Annotated in this window: 11 protein-coding genes; 10 read left to right on the top strand and 1 reads right to left on the bottom strand. The window is 41.2% G+C overall.

All coding sequences use genetic code 11. The features are described 5' to 3' along the window. The first annotated feature begins 172 nt into the window (after positions 1 to 172). Positions 173 to 1495 carry a vanadium-dependent haloperoxidase gene (locus Q0R88_RS25120; protein ID WP_295721184.1) on the top strand — a complete coding sequence of 441 codons (1323 nt, stop codon included), beginning with the start codon at positions 173 to 175 and terminating at the stop codon, positions 1493 to 1495. Positions 1496 to 1499: 4 nt separating this feature from the next. On the opposite strand, the gene Q0R88_RS25115 is transcribed toward Q0R88_RS25120, so the two are convergent. Further along, positions 1500 to 5486 (bottom strand): two-component regulator propeller domain-containing protein, encoded by a 3987-nt coding sequence (locus Q0R88_RS25115; protein WP_295721183.1) that lies wholly within the window; start codon positions 5484 to 5486, stop codon positions 1500 to 1502. Between the two features lie 194 nt (positions 5487 to 5680). Between Q0R88_RS25115 and Q0R88_RS25110 the strand changes: the two genes are divergently transcribed. The 9 genes from Q0R88_RS25110 (at position 5681) to Q0R88_RS25070 (ending at position 21442) form a co-directional block, all read left to right on the top strand. Beyond that, positions 5681 to 8887 (top strand): TonB-dependent receptor, encoded by a 3207-nt coding sequence (locus Q0R88_RS25110; RefSeq protein ID WP_295721182.1) that lies wholly within the window; start codon positions 5681 to 5683, stop codon positions 8885 to 8887. Between the two features lie 23 nt (positions 8888 to 8910). Next, complete coding sequence (locus tag Q0R88_RS25105) at positions 8911 to 10806, top strand: RagB/SusD family nutrient uptake outer membrane protein (RefSeq protein ID WP_295721181.1); 1896 nt, start codon at positions 8911 to 8913, stop codon at positions 10804 to 10806. A 19-nt stretch (positions 10807 to 10825) separates the two neighbouring features. Next, a complete protein-coding gene (locus Q0R88_RS25100; RefSeq protein WP_295721180.1) occupies positions 10826 to 11524 on the top strand; it encodes a DUF3823 domain-containing protein in 699 nt (232 codons plus the stop codon). Positions 11525 to 11607: 83 nt separating this feature from the next. Beyond that, the gene (locus Q0R88_RS25095) at positions 11608 to 13449 is read left to right on the top strand and encodes a sugar-binding domain-containing protein (RefSeq protein ID WP_295721179.1); all 1842 of its coding nucleotides are present in this window, start codon (positions 11608 to 11610) and stop codon (positions 13447 to 13449) included. 8 nt (positions 13450 to 13457) lie between these two features. Next, a complete protein-coding gene (locus tag Q0R88_RS25090; RefSeq protein WP_295721178.1) occupies positions 13458 to 15518 on the top strand; it encodes a beta-L-arabinofuranosidase domain-containing protein in 2061 nt (686 codons plus the stop codon). 101 nt (positions 15519 to 15619) lie between these two features. Beyond that, positions 15620 to 16666 (top strand): glycosyl hydrolase, encoded by a 1047-nt coding sequence (locus tag Q0R88_RS25085; protein WP_295721177.1) that lies wholly within the window; start codon positions 15620 to 15622, stop codon positions 16664 to 16666. Positions 16667 to 16696: 30 nt separating this feature from the next. Then, on the top strand, positions 16697 to 19165 hold the full coding sequence (locus Q0R88_RS25080) for a glutaminase family protein (protein ID WP_295721176.1): 2469 nt from the start codon (positions 16697 to 16699) through the stop codon (positions 19163 to 19165). A 24-nt stretch (positions 19166 to 19189) separates the two neighbouring features. Beyond that, positions 19190 to 20347, top strand: coding sequence for a sialidase family protein (locus Q0R88_RS25075; protein WP_295721175.1), 1158 nt, complete (start codon positions 19190 to 19192; stop codon positions 20345 to 20347). Between the two features lie 18 nt (positions 20348 to 20365). Beyond that, positions 20366 to 21442 carry a cellulase family glycosylhydrolase gene (locus Q0R88_RS25070; RefSeq protein WP_295721174.1) on the top strand — a complete coding sequence of 359 codons (1077 nt, stop codon included), beginning with the start codon at positions 20366 to 20368 and terminating at the stop codon, positions 21440 to 21442. Positions 21443 to 21537 lie beyond the last annotated feature (95 nt).

Here is a 21537-nt window from a genome sequence, read left to right as displayed (position 1 = left end):
TAAACAGTAAGCGTACGTAAAGAAAATGGATTTTGACATAAAGGATTCTGCAAATCATATCAATATTTCGTCAAATAGTATCGTGTAATGTTTGTTTATGTATTTACTATTAGCTTTGATTATTAACCCGTTAGTGCCAATTAACCTCAATTGAATTATTGTTATCCGTTATATGAAGAAATTTTACTTTGTTTTATTTATTGCCTCGCTATTAATTTCCTGTTCATCCAAACAAAAGGGATGGCAAAAATTAGCCGAAGATCCTAATTATATCCATCGGTCTGTTAGGGAGGTTACAGAAGTAATGCTGCATGATATTTATTCGCCCCCCGTTGCCAGTCGCATTTATGCTTATATCACCGTTGCCGGATATGAAGCGGCGGTTAATGGAAACAAAAATTACATCTCACTTGCAGGACAATTAAAAGGGCTCGATTCTATCCCCAAACCCCAAGCCGGTAAACAATACTGCTACTCTTTAGCTGCGTCACACGCTATTTTAACGGTTGGTAAGATACTGGTCATGTCGGAAGGTAGGATAGAGGGTTTTCATACTACGTTGATGGATGAATACAAAAATACAGGCATGCCCGATGATGTATACCAAAATTCCATTGCATACGGAAAGCTTATTGCGGATAGGATACTTAAATGGGCTGGGAAGGATAATTATAAGCACACAAGATCATTATCTAAATACGATGTGCAAACTGATGATGCAACCTGGAAACCTACCCCACCAGCCTACATGAAAGGCGTTGAGCCGCATTGGAACGAAATAAGGCTTTTTATTCTCGATTCGGCACAGCAGTTTAAACCGGCAAAAGCGGTTGATTTCTCTTTAAAGCCCGACAGTTATTTTTATAAACTGGCTGTAGCTGTACGCGAAGCAGGACTGCATTTAACTCCTGAACAAACAACGATAGCTAATTATTGGGACGATAACCCGTTTAAGGTGAATACCAACGGACATACCATGTTTGCCTCAAAGAAAATATCGCCGGGAGGGCACTGGATAAATATTACCGGCATTGTTTGTAGAAAGGTGAACGCAGATTATGTGCGCACTTCAGAAGCCTACGCCTGCATGGCGGTTGTAATTGCCGATAGCTTTATCAATTGCTGGGACGAAAAGTATAAAAGCAAAGTGATACGGCCCGAAACCTACATTAATCAATACATTGACCAAAACTGGATGCCCCTGCTGCAAACACCACCTTTCCCGGAGTATACCAGCGGGCACAGCGTAGTTTCAAATGCGTCGGCTATAGTGCTTGGCAAATTATTTGGCAGCAATTTGGCTTTTACCGATTCTACAGAAGTAGAATTTAGCATTCCGGCACGCCAGTTTAAATCATTTAAAGCAGCGGCTGATGAGGCTGCCATGAGCCGCTTTTACGGGGGCATTCATTATATGCCATCCATAGTTAACGGGGTTGATGAAGGCGTAAGGATTGGTGAGTTTGCCCTTACCAAATTAAAAACCCGCAGGTAGGTACTTAAAATGTTTTAATCTTACTGTTTCTCTTATTTTGCTGATACTCCGTTGGGGTAGTGCCAAATTGTTTTAAAAAGTTACGGCCCAGGTGCGATTGTGAGCTGTAACCAACCATATTGGCCACTTCATAAACTTTATAATCACCATCCTCCAGCAGTTTTGCGGCGGCTTTTAAGCGGGTAATATTGATAAGCTCGTTGATGGTAAGGTTTGATATAGCTTTAACTTTACGGTATAAAGTTGGCTTGCTCATATTCATCAAATTGGCAATGTGCTCCACATCCAGGTCCGGGTTTTGGATGTTGTGGTTAATAACCGCGTTTAGTTTATCCAAAAAGCTTTCATCAGGTTTGGAGTAAGCCATGGTTTTAATATTGGCCAGCGGCGAACTTGCGAAATGATCTTTTATTTTATTACGGTTGATAAGCAGATTGGCTATTTGCACCTGTAAATGCTCGGGCGAAAATGGTTTTTCGATATAGGCATCGGCACCAACTTCCAAACCTTCAATTTTACTTTGCAGGGTGTTTTTGGCAGTGAGTAGTATGATGGGGATATGGCTGTAATCAAAATTGGTTTTTATTCGTTTACACAGTTCAAATCCATCAATAACCGGCATCATTACATCACTGATGATAAGCTGAATGTTTTCAATTTCTATCATATCCAGGGCCTCCTGACCGTTGAAGGCTTTTATAACAGCATATTTATCGCTCAGGTCATCCGAAATAAAATCAAGGATCTCGGGATTGTCATCCACTAAAAGTATAATCGGCTTCATAAAATCAAAATTATCTTCTTTAACAGTATCGGTTAGTTCGTAATTGTCTGGAGTGTTGTGCAGGTCAAATTCTTTTTCCTGGTGTATGGGTAATGTGAGGTTAAAAATATTAAAATCATTAATTGATTTGTTTAAAACCAATAAGCCCTTGTGTAATTCGGCCAGCGAGCGTGAAAGCGAAAGCCCTATGCCTGTACCTATCTGCTTCTCCGATTCCTTCATCCTGAAAAAAGGTTCGAATATTTTTTCCCGCATTTCGTAGGGTACTATATATCCGTTATTCCTGATTTCGACGGTAAATGTACAATCGTTCGGTTCGCTCTTCAGTAGTTCAATCTCTACTGCTGATGTGCCGTACTTTATGGCGTTGTTGATAAGATTACTTATGATTTTGGTAAAAGCCTCTATATCCACGTAAGCATACAAGTTTTTGTCAACATGTTTTAGCGAATAACTTTGGTTTTTTTGCTCCGCCATCGGTTTAAATCTCGAAAACACCTCCTCAAGCAATTCGGCAATATCGGTTTTAACAAAACTCAGGCTAAATCCGTTGGTTTCGGTCTTCCTGAAATCCAGCAACTGGTTAGTGAGATCGAGCAAACGGTTGGTGTTTTTTTCCATTATTTTAAGATTGTTCTGGATATCCGGAACATGCTCGGCCCGTTTAATAACTTTCTCCATTGGCCCCTTTATCAAAGTTAACGGAGTGCGTATTTCATGGGCAACATTGGTAAAAAACTCAATTTTGGCATTGTAAATCTGCCTCTCTTTATCGCTTTCGAGTATTTCAATCAGCCTGTTATTTCTTAGTCGGTTGCGGGTATGATATTGATTCAGCAGGTAATAAATAGTCAAAATAATGAGTAAAGCATACAGTATATAGGCCCACACACTTTCCCAAAACGGAGGGGCAATATTTATTTGCAGTATGGTTTCTTTTGTAAGCCAGGCACCATTGTTGTTTGCGGCTTTAACTATAAAAGTATAACGGCCGGGTAATAATTGAGTAAAATAAACTTTCCGGTTCCGGTTCAGATCTGTCCACCCTTTATCAAGCCCTTTCATCATGTATTTATACCGGGTCATTTCGGGCGATGGAAAGCTTAGGGCTGCAAAATCAATGCTGAAAGATGACTGGTTATAATTTAAATTGATTTTTTTTGTGTAGATGATAGAGCTGTTGATTAATGAATCGCTGCCCTTAACCAAAATCTCCTGGTTATGTACCTGGAAACCGGTAATGTATACCGGGGCCACAAAATTATTTTCTTTAAATGCGGATGGATTAAAACTTACCATGCCTTTTACACAGCCAAAGTACATGGTGCCATCGGTATCTTTAAACGCCGAGTTGTAGTTAAACTGATCGCTTAGCAACCCACTTGCCTTGGTGTAAATTTTTATACCATCGTTTATAATGTTTAAACAAACCAGGCCACGGGTAGTGCTCACCCATATGTTTTTCTTGTCATCTTCCAGAATTCTGAAAACGTAGTTGCTGGGAAAGCCGTTGCTCAGGTCAAAAAATTTATAAGCTCCTGTATGCAGATTGTATTTCCATAACCCAAGTCCTTCGGTTGCAAACCATAGGTTATTGTTGCTATCTTCAAATAAACCATTTACCGTGGTGTTATTGAGGGTATTTTTTACAGTGTACCTGTAATTAAATTTACTGCCGGTGTTTTTATCCGGATCATAACAGTAAATACCATCATGTACAGTACCAACCCACACTTTGCCGTTATGATCTTCGAGCAGGGAGTAAACAAAATCGTGCTCGGGTACCCGGTCAATAAGTGTAAAATCCTTTTTCTCCGTATTATACCGGTACAGGCCTTGAGTTGTCCCTATCAAAATTGCGCCAGACCGTGTTTTGATGAAACAGATGATGAAATTACTTTTCAGATCATTTTTTCCCTTGCCTGCCAGGTAATAGCGTACTACCTTGCCGGTAGGTATATTCAGAATATCCAAACCGCGTTCAAACGTGCCTATAAACAGCTCATTACCATTGGCAAGTAAACCATGTATGTTGGTATTGGTAATACCGTTTTTTACCCCCGGAAAGTAATGTGTCCAGGTGGTTTTATCGGGGCTTAGCTTATTAAGTCCGTTATCTTCGGTTCCTAACCAAAGATTACCATATATATCTTTACAAATTTCGCGTACAACGTTACCATTCAGCGAATTTTCGGGACCCGGATAATACTTGTTAAAAGTAGAGTATTGTTTTGGATAGTAATTAAGCCCGCCAAAAAAGGTGCCTACCCAAATGCCGCCCTCCACATCCTTATAAAGTGTATATACCGCATTGTCGGAAATAGAATAGGGGTCGTTATACTTTTTTTTGAGATTAGTGAAAGTGCCTTTTGCTACGTCATATATAAATACCCCCGATTCTGTTGCTATCCAGAATTCGTTTTCGGTATATTTTACAAAATCCCTTACATAAACAGCCGTTTTATTGGTGTTATAGGTTAAAAGATCTTTATAAGTACCGTTACTGCAATCAAACTCCTTGAGTCCCTGGCTGGTGGTGCCAATAAATATTTTGTTGTTGCCAACTGCAAATATCTTTTCGATAAAGGTTGAGGTAACCCATTGAGAATTTTTAAATACATTAAAGCCTGTAAACGCGTGGGCAACGGTATCCAATTTATTTAACGTACCGGTTGTTGATGATACCCATATATCGCCATTGTTAATAGCTATTGAACTTGCTTCAAAATGCTGGTATGATTTATAATCGATTATTTTACCTGTTCTTTTCTCATACTTCATTAAGCTACCTCTTGATACAAACCAGCAGTTGCCATAGCGGTCGTTTACAATATATCTTATGGCGTTATTGTTTGTGGTAATGTGGGTGAACTTTTCGGTTTTTGGGGTGTAATTATCAAGGCCCTGGTCGGTAGCTACCCAAAAGCTGCCGTCTTTATCAATTGATAAAGCATGCACCATGTTACTGATGATGCTGTTTTTATCTTTTGGATTATGCCTGAAAACTTTAAAAGTATAGCCATCAAAACGGTTTAATCCATCTTTGGTACCAAACCATAAAAATCCCTGTTTATCCTGCAGGCTGCAGTAAACTGTATTGTTTGACAGGCCGTTTTCTACCTGGTAATGCCTGAAGTAATAAGGCTGCGCATTACAGATATTAAACGGAACAAGGAGTAATAAATAAAATAAATATATCGGTCTCAAAATGGTTCGCTTAGACAAATATAACCATTCTGATTAACGGTTTTCGTCTGAATAAAAATTGATACTTTTTGACTAATTATTGATATGATTTGGTTAATAAGGAGCACCCAAAATCCTCTTTCTTTACATCGTAATTTAAATATGTCATCCCTACATTTTTAAAAACAACAATTAACCAATAAATAAATAACTTTATGAGAAAATTTTTACTACTCAGGTATGAGGGGTTCTCCCACATGCAATGGCCGCCCAGTAAATGGCGCCAAAAAGTAACATTAGTTGTATTTTCCATCATGAGCTTCCTGCTTTTTTCGCTTGGTGCATCTGCACAGGTGAAGGTAAGCGGAACCGTATCTGATACTACGGGCGAGGCGCTTACGGGCGTGGGTGTACGGATACGCGGAGCGCAGGGAGGAACAACAACAGATGTAAAAGGACACTTCAGTATCACCGTACCTGATGCTAACAGCGTTTTGGTATTAAGCTACATTGGTTTTACAACTATCGATGTACCTTTAAACGGTAGAACCGTAATAACGGTACGTATGAAATCAAGTAACGCATCCTTACAGGAGATTGTGGTAACTGGTTACGGTTCGCAAAAAAAGGAATCTATTACGGGTGCAATCTCCAGCGTAACCAGTAAAGATCTTGATCGGGTGCATGCCGGTTCAACGGTAAGTACAGGTTTAGCGGGTAAAATTCCGGGTGTTACCTTCAGAATGTCAGAAGGTCGGCCGGGAGCAAGCGCCAACATCCAGATTCGTAACATGGGCTCGCCTTTATATGTAATTGATGGCATCCAGCAAGATGAAGGTCAGTTTAATAACCTTTCACCAAATGATGTAGAGAGCATTACTGTTTTAAAGGATGGTTCGGCGGCTATTTACGGGGTGCGTGCTGCAAATGGGGTTGTGGTGGTAACCACAAAGAAGGGTAGTGGTGACGCCCGCATCAATATTGATGCTTATACAGGCTATCAAAATTGGTTTAGGTTTCCCAATGTGCTTACCAACTCCTATGATTACATGCGCTATCGGGCCGAGGCAGAGGTAAATGACAATGGTTCAACAAGTATTACTCAGGCCGAACTTGATAAGTACAAAGCAGGTACTGATCCGGCTTACCGTAGTTTTAACTGGCGCGATTATGTTTTGAAAAGCAATAATAATGCCCCTCAAAACTCAGTAAATGCCAATTTTACAGGTGGAACAGATAGAGTTAACTATTATGTATCGGCAACAAATTTATATCAGAACTCACAATTGGGTAAAGAGTATAAATTTAACCGCTCAAATATCCAATCAAATGTTTCTGTTAAAGTGGCTGCCGGATTAAAAGTTAGCCTGGATATCAATGGGCGTATAGAAACCCGCGAAAATCCAGGTGTACCGGGAGGGGACGATTATTTCCTGGCCAAGTTTGCTGTATTAAGGAATACGCCGCTGGAGCGTCCTTTTGCAAATGACAATCCTGCTTATTTAAATGATATTGGTCACACCGAATCAAATTACGCGTTTTTGAACGATAAACTTTCAGGTGTATATCATAGCGATTGGCGTGTATTACAAACCAATTTTGGTGCAGAGTATCAGATACCAGGCATCAAAGGGTTAACGTTAAAAGGTTTATACTCCTATTATATTGCCGATTATTTACTAAACAACCAGGAGTATACCTACAATGCATATACTTACAGGCCTGCAACAAACACCTATGATATAACAGGCGGGAGCACCAATCCATGGAGAGAACGTGAACAACGTAAAGAATTTGCCAAGACTTTACAATGGCAGTTAAACTATAATAATACATTTGGCAAGCATACCGTAGGTGCTACATTTGTATCTGAGCGCATTGAGCTGCAGCACTTAAGGAACTGGATTCATGCATCACCGGTTTCAAATAACCTGCCGCTTATTTATTTCCCTACTGCCGATAGATATGAGGATAGCGATAACAAAGAGGCCCGTATTGGCTACATCGGCAGAGTCAATTACAATTACGATAACAAATATTACTTAGAAGCATCGGCAAGACGTGATGCATCATACCTTTTTGCACCAGATAAACGTGTTGGTTATTTCCCCGGTGTATCTGCCGGCTGGAGAATTACCCAGGAAGGATTTATGAAAAACCTGCTGGGAGATCACAGCGTACTTAATGATTTGAAAATTCGTGGTTCATATGGTGTATTAGGAGATGATAGAAATCCTAATAACTCAAGTCAGCCGATTATTGGTGCTTATTCTTATCTGCCTGGTTACAACTACAATACAGGTACTGCCATAATTGATGGTAATGCCGTTGTAACATCCAGAGATAAAGGTATAGTAACTACTAATATATCATGGTTAAAAAGTAAGATAACTGATGTTGGGATGGATTTTAGTTTCCTAAATAGCAGTCTTACAGGTACCGTTGATTATTTTTACAGGAAACGTACTGGTTTGCTTGGTACAAAAAATGACGTGATCTTACCTATAGAGGTAGGTTATGGATTGCCTCAGGAAAATACCAGCAGCGATTCGCAGCGAGGAGGAGAAATCGCACTTAATTATAATGGTAAAGTTGGCAATTTTACTTTTAATGTAGGTGGTAATTTTTCATACAGCCGCCAAAAGAATTTACAGTCATACAACCCATTGTTTTATAATTCATGGGATCAATACCGAAACTCAACAGAAAACAGGTACTCGCATATAGATTGGGGTTACCAGGTGATAGGTCAGTTCACGTCACAGGCTCAGATTAATAACTATACTGTTAACATTGATGGTAAAGGCAACCGTAGCTTACTACCCGGGGATTTGATATACAAAGATCAAAACGGAGATGGTAAAATTGACCAATACGATGATCGTCCGATTGGGTTTGGTTATGGCACACAACCTAATATTAACTTTGGGTTTACTTTGGGAGGAGCATACAAAGGGTTTGATTTTCATGCAGATTTCTCTGGTGGTGCAGGTTATACCTGGTTCCAGAACTGGGAAACAAGATGGGCTTTCCAAAACAACGGTAACTTAAATACAATATTTGAAGATAGGTATCATCATTCAGATCCATTTGATGTAAACAGCACATGGATTCCTGGTAAATATCCCGCAAACAGGGTAAATCCGGGCACCGGTCACAGCGATTACTCACATAATTCAACCTTCTGGTTACACAGTGTAAAGTATCTTAGAGCAAGAACTCTTGAATTGGGTTATTCATTACCTGCTAATTTATTGGCAAAGGTTAAGATCAGGAAAGCTAGATTTTATGTTAACGCGTATAATATGTTTTCATTTGATAACTTGAAGCAATACTCGGTTGATCCCGAAACAACGGACGATAACGGGCTTCAGTTTCCTCAAAGTAAGGTCCTTAACTTCGGTGTTAATTTAACCTTTTAATTAATCCCTTAAGTTTAAATTCAATGAAAAAAATAACAATAATAACTACGTTTGCTGCCCTGTTAATTACGGGATCATGCAAAAAAGATAGCGAGTTTTTAAACGTGCCGCCTAAACAGATTGTAACCGCCGATCTGGCGTTTTCAGATCCTAACCTGGTGCTTTCAATCCTGGGCGACCTATACAACCGAACAGTCGATTTTTCTGGTCTTGATAACGGCTGGTCTTCCTTTGCTGATTTTAGTGAGTCATTCCCTTCAGAAAATGGCAGCTCATTCTTTGTACAAAGAACCGGTTGGGGTTATGGCGAATGGGGTACCTGGGATTACACCTATGTTAGGGACCTGAACCTTTTTATTAAGCGCGCAACAACAGCAACTAAACTTACCGCAGCAGATAAAAATCAATTTATTGCCGAAGGCAGATTTCTGCGGGCCAATTATTATTTTGAACTGGTGAAGAGGATGGGTGGTGTACCACTGATTACCGAACCGCTTGATTATGATTTTTCGGGCAATGTTATTCCTTTGCAAATACCACGTTCAAAAGAATCTGATGTATATGATTTCATAATCAGTGAAGCTGAGGCTATTAAAGGATTATTACCGCCAAAACCTGAAGAAAAATCAAGAGCAACACCCGGTGCTATATTAGCTATGGAAGCAAGAGCGGCTTTATATGCAGCATCAATTGCTAAATATGGCGCTACAACTCCACAGGTTACTCTACCAGGCAACGAGGTGGGTATCCCTGCAAGCATGGCAACCGGCTACTATACTAAAGCTTTGGCAGCAGCACAGGCTATAATTAATGGCAGTGCCGGTAATTATTCATTGTACAAACAACTGCCTGATCCAAGTGACAACTTTGCCAATCTATTTTTAGATAAAGCCAGTTCAGAGTCGATATTTGTGGAGGATTTTAAAGCTAACGGAGGCAAAACCCATGGCTTTACTACCAACGATCAGCCTTATTCTATATCTGACGAAGGTTTAGATGCCGGCCGCTTAAATCCTTCATTAAACCTGGTTGAAGCTTTTGAAAAACTGGATAATACTTATGCGCCTTTGGCAACTAAAGATGGCTCTGGCAATCCAATTTATTATACAGATCAGCTTGATATTTTTGCCAACAGAGACGCAAGACTGGCGGGTACCGTACTTTTACCCAATGGTTTATTTAAAGGTAAACGTACTGATGTATGGGCAGGCTACCAGTTGGCCGATGGAAGCATACTTACCAGCGGTGATGCCGTTCAGTTAAAACCATTGCCGGGTACAACTACTCCCGTACAGGTGGTAGGTAAGGATGGACCGGTAAATGGTTTGGAATTCCGTACTCAAACCGGTTTTTATATTCGTAAGTATCTTGATCCAACTGTAGGTTCTGGTCGTCGTGGCCGTGGTAGCGATGTTAACTTTATTCGTTATCGTTATGCCGAGGTTTTATTAAACGGAGCTGAAGCAGCCTTTGAATTAGGCCAGGCAGGTGTAGCAGCTGGATATATGAATCAGGTGAGGGCCCGCGCAGGTTTAACCATACCATTAACAGCAGCCAACATTACATTTGACAGGATAGTTCATGAGCGCCGTATTGAACTTGCCTTTGAAGGGCATACATTATTTGATATGAAACGGTGGAGACTTGCTCACATAGTTTGGGATGGTAACCAGATGACAGTTGCTGATCTTGTTAGTAATATTGGCAAGGCTTCCAAACACAATACCCAGCCTTACGGATTATGGCCATACAAATATTATAATCCTGGTAATGCTAACAATGGTAAGTGGTTATTTAAGGAAGTTAAGCCAAGCTCGGTAACTGGCACCAACAGGTTTCAATTGGGTAATTATTACTCACAAATTGGGGATGATATATTGTCAGCAAACCCTAAAATTGTTAAACAACCAAATCAATAGTATTAATTAAATTACGATCATGAAAATAAAATTTCATCATATAATTATAGCGCTTTTACTTGCAACCACGGGTTGTAAGAAAGATAATTATGATGCGCCATCATCAACGTTTAGCGGGCGTTTAACTTACAAAGGCGATGCAATAAATGTGGAATATAACCAGGTGCCTTTTGAGCTTTATCAGCCGGGATTTGGTAAAACAGGCGCTATTGTGGGCACATTTGGCCAGGATGGAGTTTATTCAACACTTTTGTTTAATGGTAAATATAAGTTTACTATACCGCCAAATCAGGGTCCTTTCATGTGGAAGGAACTGAGTGCAGGTAAAAGGGATAGTTTGGCCATTACCATAAGCGGCAGCCAGAAAATGGATATTGAGGTAACTCCCTACTATATGGTACGCAATGCTAATATAACCGCTGGCAGTAACAAGGTAACAGCTGTTTTTAGTATAGAAAAGGTAATTACCGATGCTAATGCCAAAGGTATTGACAGGGTGAACCTTTATATCAATAAAACTCAGTTTGTGTCTAACGGAGATAATATAGCTAACTCGGAATTAGCGGGCTCGGCAATTACAAGCCTGAATAACATCACTATGAATGTTAGTATTCCTGGTATATCACCTACCCAGAACTATGTTTTTGCCCGTGTAGGTATTAAAATAAGTGGGGTTGAGGATATGATTTTCTCTCCTTTAGTAAAAGTGTCCTTCTAAGTTAATAATTGGTTGGGGTCATGCTATTCAGTATGGCCCCTTTTTTCTTTCCAATAATTTTATTGATCCTGCTAATCATACGAATGAAAAAACTGAATTTTTGCCTGTCTGTTTTAGTCTCTGCCTGTTTATCGGCCAATGCCCAGCAAGCTGGCTGGCATCTCATAAAAGATAAAATAACTACTCCCTGGGCCGAAAAGGTGGACCCTAAAGCACCGCTTCCGGAATATCCGCGGCCTCAGCTTGTTAGGGGAAACTGGCAAAATTTAAATGGTTTATGGAACTATGCTATCGTTCCAAAAACACAAACCAATCCATCGGCTTACACCGGTAAAATCCTGGTTCCTTTCGCTGTTGAATCTGCGCTGTCTGGCGTGGGTAAAACAGTTGGTAAGGATAGTATGCTATGGTATAAAACCACTATCACATTAAATAAAACTTTAAAAGGCAAAGATGTTTTGCTGCACTTTGGCGCTGTTGACTGGCGGACCGAAGTTTTTGTGAACGGCATAAGTGCCGGTAAACACGAAGGCGGCTTTGATCCTTTTACATTTAACATTACCCCTTACTTAAAAGGTGGTTCAAAACAAGAAATTAAAGTTAGCGTGTGGGATCCAACTGATGATGGTCCGCAGCCACGCGGTAAACAGGTTAAAACGCCCGAAGGTATCTGGTATACCCCTGTTACCGGGATATGGCAAACAGTTTGGCTGGAAGGTGTGGCTAAAACGCACATAGAAGCAACCAAACAAACCCCCGATATTGACAATCACACACTTACAGTTTCGGCTGAAGTTATAAATAGCCAGCCTGGCGATAAATTGAAAATAACCGCCTGGGACGGTAAAACCCTGGTTGATGAAAAAACTATAGAGGCAGGTGCAACTGCTGTTTTGGATATTAAAGACGAAAAATTATGGTCGACAACTGATCCTTTTTTGTATGACCTGCAGGTAGCTGTGATCAGGAATGGTAAGCCGGTTGATGAGGTGAAAAGCTACTTCGCTATGCGTAAGATCTCGCTTGGCGCCGATGCAAACGGCATACAACGCATGTTGCTAAACAATAAGTTTGTATTTGAATATGGACCGCTTGACCAGGGTTGGTGGCCGGATGGCTTGTACACTCCGCCAACTTATGAGGCTATGAGCTTTGATATTGATAAGTTAAAGGCAATGGGCTTTAACATGATCCGTAAGCACATTAAAGTTGAACCCGCCCGTTACTATAATTATTGCGATAAAATGGGAATGCTGCTATGGCAGGATATGCCAAGCGGCGATTTGGGTAACCATTGGGAAAATCGTCCCGGTGTTTTAGATAAGGCTACCGATCAACAGCGTACTCCAGAGTCTGAAGGTTATTACCGTAAGGAATGGAACGCCATCATGAACTCGCTTTATAACTATCCCTGCATTGTGGTTTGGACACCATTTAACGAGGCCTGGGGCCAATTCAAAACTGTTGAAATTACAGAGTGGACGATGAAAAAAGATCCATCACGCCTGGTTAACAGTGCCAGTGGGGGTAATTTTTATGATACAGGCAACATGGTTGATCTGCATAACTATCCTCATCCGGCAATGCCCCGTCCAGAAATATTTGGAAAAACCAAAGCTGTTGTTTTAGGCGAATTTGGAGGCTTAGGCTGGCCGGTTGATGGCCATACCTGGCAGGCCAACAAAAACTGGGGTTACCAGAATTTTAAAAACGGAGATGATTTACTTAAGCGATATATCACTTTTACTAATAGGCTACAGGAATTAATTAAGCTGGGCTTATCGGCAGCTGTGTATACGCAAACAACCGATGTTGAAGGCGAAGTAAACGGTTTCATGACCTATGATCGTAAAGTGATTAAAATGCCGGTGGAATTGTTACATAAAGAAAATGTAAAATTGTATGATCCGGCCTTAGCAAAATAATATATTTAATGATGAATAACTGGAATAGAATAGGTAAAGGGGCTTGCCTTATAAATGCATTCATATGTTTAGGCATTTACACCGTATCGGCACAAGTAAAAGGTACAATTGTAAAGGTTAATAATCAGCAGGTAAATGCCAATTACGTGAGTAACCGCGCCCCGTTACAAAGGGAATACTTTGAAAAGCTACCTGTAGGCAGCATAAAGGCCGGTGGCTGGTTAAAAAAAGTATTGGAATTACAGCGCGATGGCCTTACCGGCAACCTGGGCGAAATAAGTGTTTGGCTTTCAAAAACCAATAACGCCTGGCTTAATAAAGAAGGAAAAGGCGAATATGGGTGGGAGGAATTGCCTTACTGGCTAAAAGGTTACGCCAATATAGGTTACATGCTGGGTGATAAAAAAATAATTGCCGAAGCTAAGTTCTGGATCGATGCTGTGCTGAACAATCAGCGTGATAATGGCGATTTTGGGCCCGCCCGCACCAACAAAGGCAACCGCGACCTTTGGACAAATATGCCAATGCTTTGGTGCCTGCAATCGTACTACGAGTATTCAAAAGATCCAAGGGTTATCCCATTCATGACCAAATATTTTAAGTATGAGTTATCGGTACCTGATGATCAGTTTTTAGAGGATTATTGGGAAAATAGCCGTGGCGGCGATAACATGCTAAGTGTTTACTGGCTTTACAACCGTACAGGCGACAAATTTCTGCTTGATCTGGCTGCCAAACTTGATAAAAATACCGCCAACTGGCGCCAGGCCAATAATTTGCCCAATTGGCATAATGTAAACGTAGCGCAATGCTTTAGGGAGCCCGCTACTTTTTATCTGCAAAGCCACGATCCTAAAGATCTGGCAGCAACCTATAACGACTACAAACTAATTCGTGCTATATACGGTCAGGTTCCCGGTGGGATGTTTGGTGCCGATGAAAATGCCCGCAAAGGCTATGATGATCCGCGCCAGGCGGTAGAAACCTGCGGCATGGTAGAGCAAATGACATCAGACCAAATGCTGCTGGGTTCTACAGGAGATACATTTTGGGCCGAAAACTGTGAGGATGTTGCCTTCAATACCTTCCCGGCAGCCTTTATGCCCGATTACAGATCGCTTCGTTACTTAACCGCTCCAAACATGGTAGTAAGCGATGGTAAAAATCATAGCCCGGGTATTGCCAACGAAGGTCCGTTTTTAATGATGAACCCTTTTAGTAGCCGCTGTTGCCAGCATAACCACGCTGCAGGCTGGGTATACTATGCCGAGAACAGCTGGATGGCTACCCCCGATAATGGTTTAGCAGCACAGTTATTTACGCAAGGACAAGTATCAGCCAAAGTAGCCAACGGCACAGCGGTAAGCATAATTGAAACCACTAAATACCCTTTTGAAGATCAAATCAATTTTACTGTTAATACTTCAAAGACAGTAAATTTTCCACTATACCTGCGTATTCCCGAATGGTGTAAGGATGCAACTGTAAAAGTGAACGGTATTGCTGTGAAACTGGGCAGCACAACCGGCGACTATATAAAACTGGCTAAAACCTGGAAAAATGGCGATAAAATAACCCTGCATCTACCTATGCAATTAAAGGTTCGCCAGTGGGAGCAAAATAAGAATAGCGTGAGCGTAAATTACGGTCCGCTTACTTATTCCCTTAAAATTGATGAGCAATATACTAAAGAAGACAGCAGGGCTTTTACCCAGGGCGATTCGCACTGGCAAGCTACCGCCGATCCGCAAAAATGGCCCGCATATGAAATTCATGCAGCTTCGCCATGGAACTATGGTCTTATCATCGATGAAAAGCATCCGGAGAAATCAATAGAAATAATTCATCGTGCATGGCCAAAGGATAATAATCCTTTTACCAATGCCAACGCGCCTATCGAGTTAAAGGCAAAAGGTAAAAAGATTCCAGGATGGGCAATTGATCAGTATGGCCTTTGCGGCGTACTACCTCAAAGCCCGGTTAAAACCGACGAGCCGGTAGCTAATTTAACCTTGGTGCCGATGGGCGGCGCAAGATTAAGGATCTCATCATTCCCGGTAGCAGAATAAAAATTGCAGCATAGGTTATTGCAAACTGTGTGTTCCAGGTGTTCCTGAACACACAGTTTGTACATTATACAGGCTTTGTACTAACCAATAACAAAATATTGATGAAGGTTAAAAATCTAATAAATGGGGTTTTAGGATTGCTTTTGATGGGGCTAAATGCCGCAGCCCAGCCTAAGGATGGTGCTATAAATCAGCAACCGCCATCGCCACTTTATCGCGACCCCATTTATGATGGTGCCGCCGACCCTGTTTTGGTTTATAACCATACCCAAAAGGAGTGGACGATGCTTTATACCCAGCGCAGGGCAAATGTGCAATCGCCGGGCGTAGCTTTTTGTTATGGTACTGCAATAGGTGTCGCTATCTCCAAAGACCACGGCCATAGCTGGACGTATAAAGGCGCAATCAACCTGGAGCATGAGCAAGGCCAGAATACTTTTTGGGCACCCGATGTTGTTTACGAAAAAGGTGTGTACCACATGTTTGTGGTGTACATAAAAGGCGTATATAGCCAATGGGGAGGCGATGCCCACCTGGTTCATTACACCAGTAAAAACCTTTGGGACTGGAAGTATGAAGGGCCATTAAATTTGCCCGATCATAACATCATTGACCCAACATTAATGAAATTGCCCGATGGCAAATGGCACATGTGGTACAAAGATCAAAAATTGCAAAGCATCACCATGACAGCCGAAAGTACCGATTTCATTAATTGGAAAGTTGCAGATAAACCCGCAATTGGCGGTCAGGCGCATGAAGGGCCAAAAATATTCTGGTTTAAAAATTATTACTGGATGATAACCGATGAATGGCATGGGCAGCGGGTTTACCGCTCAAAGGATGCCCAAACCTGGGAGCGTCAGGGCCTTATACTGGATAAACCCGGCCATCGCCCCGAAGACACTCCAACCGGCGCACATGCCGATGTGGTGGTAAGCGGCGGGCACGCTTATATCATTTACTTTACGCATCCCGGCCGTAAAACACACCAGGATGATGGTGGTTTGGATAAGGATGGCACTTATTCATACTCAACTAAACGCACCTCCATACACGCTGCCGAACTGGAATTTGAAAACGGTACATTGCTTTGCGATAGAGATAAACCATTCAACTTTTGGCTTGATGATATTAATGACAAATAATTGCAGCATAGTTAACAACCAAAACAAGGAATGAAATTGAAAATTATTACAATCATGTTAATAGCAGGCCTGCAATATCTTTATGCTGCCGCGCAAAACTTTAGGGCACCTGCTTACCCGCTTATTACACATGATAGCTATTTCAGTATCTGGTCAACATCAGATAAGCTTACCGATTCACCTACCAAACATTGGACGGGAGCTAATCAATCCCTAACTGGTTTGATAAAGGTAGATGGCACTACTTATCGTTTTATGGGCAGCGAGGATAAAAACTATATTGATATTGTGCCTACCGCTAATTTGGCAAACTATAACTTTCAATATGTAGAAACTAAACCTGCTTACGGATGGGAGGGTACTAATTTTAATGATAACTCATGGAAAACCGGTGCTGCTCCTTTTGGCGATAATAAAGGGCAGGATAAAACCTATTGGAAGAGCGATAATATATGGGCCAGGAGAACTTTCTATCTTAAAAATCTCAATTTTAAAAAACTTTATCTTAAGATCAATCATGATGATAACATCCAGGTTTATTTAAACGGAGAGAAAATTTATAATAAAACGGGTTGGCTAAGCAAATTTGCCTGGTTTGAAATAAGCGGAGATATCATCAAAAAATTAAAAATTGGTAAAAATGTATTGGCTATGCATTGCGCCAACACTGCAGGCGGCACACACCTTGATGCAGGTTTATCCACCGATCCCCCCGAACCCAAGCGTAAAACTCCCATTTATGTTGCCGACCAAAAAAGTGTGGATATGAATGCCATACAAACCATTTATAATTTCACTGCTGGTAAAATCGATTTGACATTAACTTTTACCTCGCCTTTATTATTGAAGGATCTTAACCTGCTTTCGCGCCCTGTTTCTTATATAGCCTATAAGGTTAAAGCGAACGATGGCAAGGCACATAACGTGCAGGTATATTTTGGTGCATCTACCGATATTGCCGTTAATGAGCCGGCCCAGCCAGTAACCACAAAAAAATATGTTACCAGTTCTTTATCCATATTAAAGGCCGGCACTGTTGAGCAACCCATATTGCAAAAAAGAGGCGATGACTTGCGTATCGACTGGGGGTATATGTATGTAGCGGTACCTAAAAGCTATGGCAGCAGCCAGTATATAACTTCGGCAATAGATGCAATGAACAGCTTTTCGGCAATGTTGCCGATTGAAAATACAAAGGATGGAACCCATTTGGTATTGAATACTATTATCCCACTTGGCAATGTAAGCAGTGTGCCCAAAGAGCAATTTATTATGCTGGGTTATGATGATATTTATGCCATCCAATACTTTAACAAAAACCTGAAGGCCTGGTGGAAACTTGGTCAATCGAAAACTATGGAGACGGAGATGGCAGCCGCTGCAAGAGATTATAAAGCTATTATACAAAAGTGTAAATTATTAAATACCGGCATGGAAAGGGCAGCCGTAAAAGCGGGTGGTGTAAATTATGCAAAGCTTTGTGTTTTAGGTTACAGGCAAAGTATCGCTGCTCATAAACTTGTAAAAAGTCCGCAGGGAGATGTGTTGTTCCTTTCTAAAGAGAACTTTAGCAATGGCTGTATCAATACGGTGGACGTAACTTATCCTTCGGCGCCGCTTTATCTTACCTATAACCCTAAATTAATGGAGGGGATGCTTAACGGGATCTTCTACTTTAGCGAGAGTGGTAAATACAACAAGCCCTTTGCAGCACATGATCTGGGTACCTATCCCCAGGCTAACGGCGAGGTTTATGGTGAAGGGATGCCAGTTGAAGAATCAGGCAATATGCTGATCCTTACCGCTGCGATATGCAAAGCCGAGAGAAGCGCGGCTTATGCCAAAAAACATTGGAAAACTTTAACTACCTGGGCCGAATATTTAAACAAATCTGGGTTTGATCCTGAAAATCAGCTTTGTACGGATGATTTTGCCGGTCATTTGGCGCGCAATACCAATTTATCTGTTAAGGCTATAGTTGCCCTTGGCAGCTATGCTTTGCTTGCCGAGCAATTAGGCGATAAAGAAACCGCCGCGAGATATCGTGAAAGTGTTAAGGCGATGGTGCCTAAATGGATGAAACTGGCAGATGCGGGTGATCATTACGCGCTCACGTTTGACAATAAGAATAGTTGGAGCCAGAAATATAATATGGTTTGGGATAAAGTACTTGGTCTTAACCTGTTCCCAAAATCTGTTTATCAAAAAGAGGTTAAATATTATTTATCCAAACAGAATAACTACGGTTTACCACTGGATAGCAGGAAAACTTACACCAAAGCTGATTGGGTATTATGGACAGCAGGGTTGGCCGATAACCAGGCAGATTTTAAAGCCCTGACCGATCCGGTACTTAAATATTCGCAGGAAACAAGTTCAAGAGTACCGATGAGTGATTGGTATGAAACCACTACAGGTAAACAGGTAAGCGGTATGCAGGCGCGGAGTGTAGTCGGCGGATATTTTATGAAAATGCTTGAGGATAAGTTAACAAATTAATAAATACACTATTATAGATTATAGATGAGTAAGATAAGGATCTGGTTAATTTGCTTGTTTGCTCCACAGCTTTTATGGGGTCAGGGTAAAACTCCTGTTCAACAAAGTTCAGCTGCCATCAATATAGTATGGGATCAGTCATCTTTAAAACAGGTATCGGCCGGTGGTGGTGCCTATGCCCGTGCCATACAGCTAAAGGATGGTAGCCTGGTATGTGTTTATGAAGGCGATGGCGGTATTCAATGCACCCGGAGTACAAACCTGGGTAAAACATGGCTTGCACCTGTAAAAGTGGCATCATCGGTTAAGGGTGTTAATATGGCTGTTCCGGAGATACTTGAATTGAAAGATCATTCCTTATTGGTGTCATATAATCCTCGACCATATAAGATCAATGGTGTTTTGGATACTTCCAAACACTTTGCTATTGTTGTTAAAAAAAGCGATGACCAGGGTAAAACCTGGAAAAATGAACAGCTGATATACCAGGCCAGTTCAAAATTTGAAGATGGGTGCTGGGAACCAGCGCAGATACAATTACCATCGGGTGAGATTCAGCTATATTACTCAGACGAGGGTGTTTATACACATTCCAACGAGCAAAATATATCCATTTTCAGGTCGAACGATAACGGTTTGACGTGGACTAAAAAACCAGAGATAGTATCATTTACACCTGGCCACAGGGATGGGATGCCGGTGCCGATTATTCTTCACGGAACAAAAGAGATCCTGTTTTCTATCGAAGATAATGCAAACGGTCAGTTTAAGCCATCCATCGTCCGTAATAGTTTTAGTCAAAACTGGCAAAAAACGGTTGGCCCAAAAGATGCTGAACGAACTTACGCTTTAACACCCAGTTTGCCTGATACGGTTTATGCCGGCGCGCCGTATTTGCGTCAGCTGCATAGTGGCCAAACCATTTTATCGTACCAAAGCACTGAAAATAGGGGGAATAACTGGGAGCTGGCCTGCATGCGGGTGGCTGTAGGTAGTAACAAAGGGCAAGATTTTGTAAATGTAAACACACCTTTTACTGTGCCGGTAAATAAACATGGCTTATGGAATTCATTGTGTGTATTAAATGATGATACCATCGTAGCATTAACATCAACCGATGCGTATGGTTACAATGCCGTGTGGATGATAAAAGGGCACCTGGTAAATAAAAAATTGAAATAAACTATTAAACTCTTATACATGCAAACTAAATTAAAAGTATTGGCCGTGGCTTTATTAATGCCATTGAGCATGAGGCTGGCCGCCCAGCAAAAAGCAACAGCACAGGTATGGTCACAACAAAAGGCCAATACATGGTACGCTAAAAATCAATGGCTGGTAGGCAGCGATTTTATACCAAGCAACGCCATTAACCAGTTGGAAATGTGGCAGGCTGATACCTTTGATCCTAAAACTATCGATAGGGAACTTGGCTATGCACAAGGCATTGGCATGAATGTAATGCGTGTGTTTTTACATCATGTGGCCTGGCAGCAGGATCCGGAAGGATTTAAAAAACGGATGGATCAATATCTTGCAATTTCCAGTAAACACGGTATCAAAACCATGTTTGTGTTTTTTGATGATTGCTGGAACAAGGTACCTAAAGCGGGCAAGCAGCCAGAGCCAAAACCGGGCATTCACAACTCGGGCTGGATGCAGGATCCCGGGCAACCGGCTTCTGAAGAAATGGCCAATTCACCTGTTTTAGAAAAATATGTTAAGGACGTATTAAAGCATTTTGCCAATGATAAACGTATTTTACTTTGGGACTTGTATAATGAGCCGGGTAACTCTGGCAAAGAGAATAAGAGTTTGCCGCTTTTAAAAAATATATTTAAATGGGGTAGGCAAATAAACCCAAGCCAACCGCTAAGTGCAGGTGTATGGTCATGGAATTTGGAAGATTTGAACCGTTTCCAGATTGCTAATTCGGATGTGGTTACTTACCATGATTACTCGCCCGAGGCTGATCATTTAAAAACTGTGCAGTTCCTTAAAATGATAGGTCGCCCGCTGATTTGTACAGAGTATATGGCCCGCCCGCGCAATAGCCTGTTCGGTACGGTATTACCTATGTTGAAGAAAGAAAATGTAGGTGCCATCAATTGGGGCTTTGTATCTGGTAAAACCAATACCATTTATGCCTGGGATGCACCAATGCCCGATGGCAGCGAACCTAAATTATGGTTCCATGACATTTTTCGCCAGGATGGCACTCCTTACAAAACTGAGGAAACTGATTTGATTAAAAGTCTGACAGGTAGAGGGAAATAATTTAAAATACGCAGGTGCAGGTTAATACCAGCACTTGCCACGTTACGGGTTGTAAAAATCCTAACGCCGAAGATGAAATAACAAAGCGGTGAAAG

Source organism: Mucilaginibacter sp. (assembly GCF_025362475.1).
Taxonomy (GTDB): domain Bacteria; phylum Bacteroidota; class Bacteroidia; order Sphingobacteriales; family Sphingobacteriaceae; genus Mucilaginibacter.
Note: the sequence above shows the minus strand (reverse complement) of the source record. Positions and strands in the feature narration are given on the sequence as shown.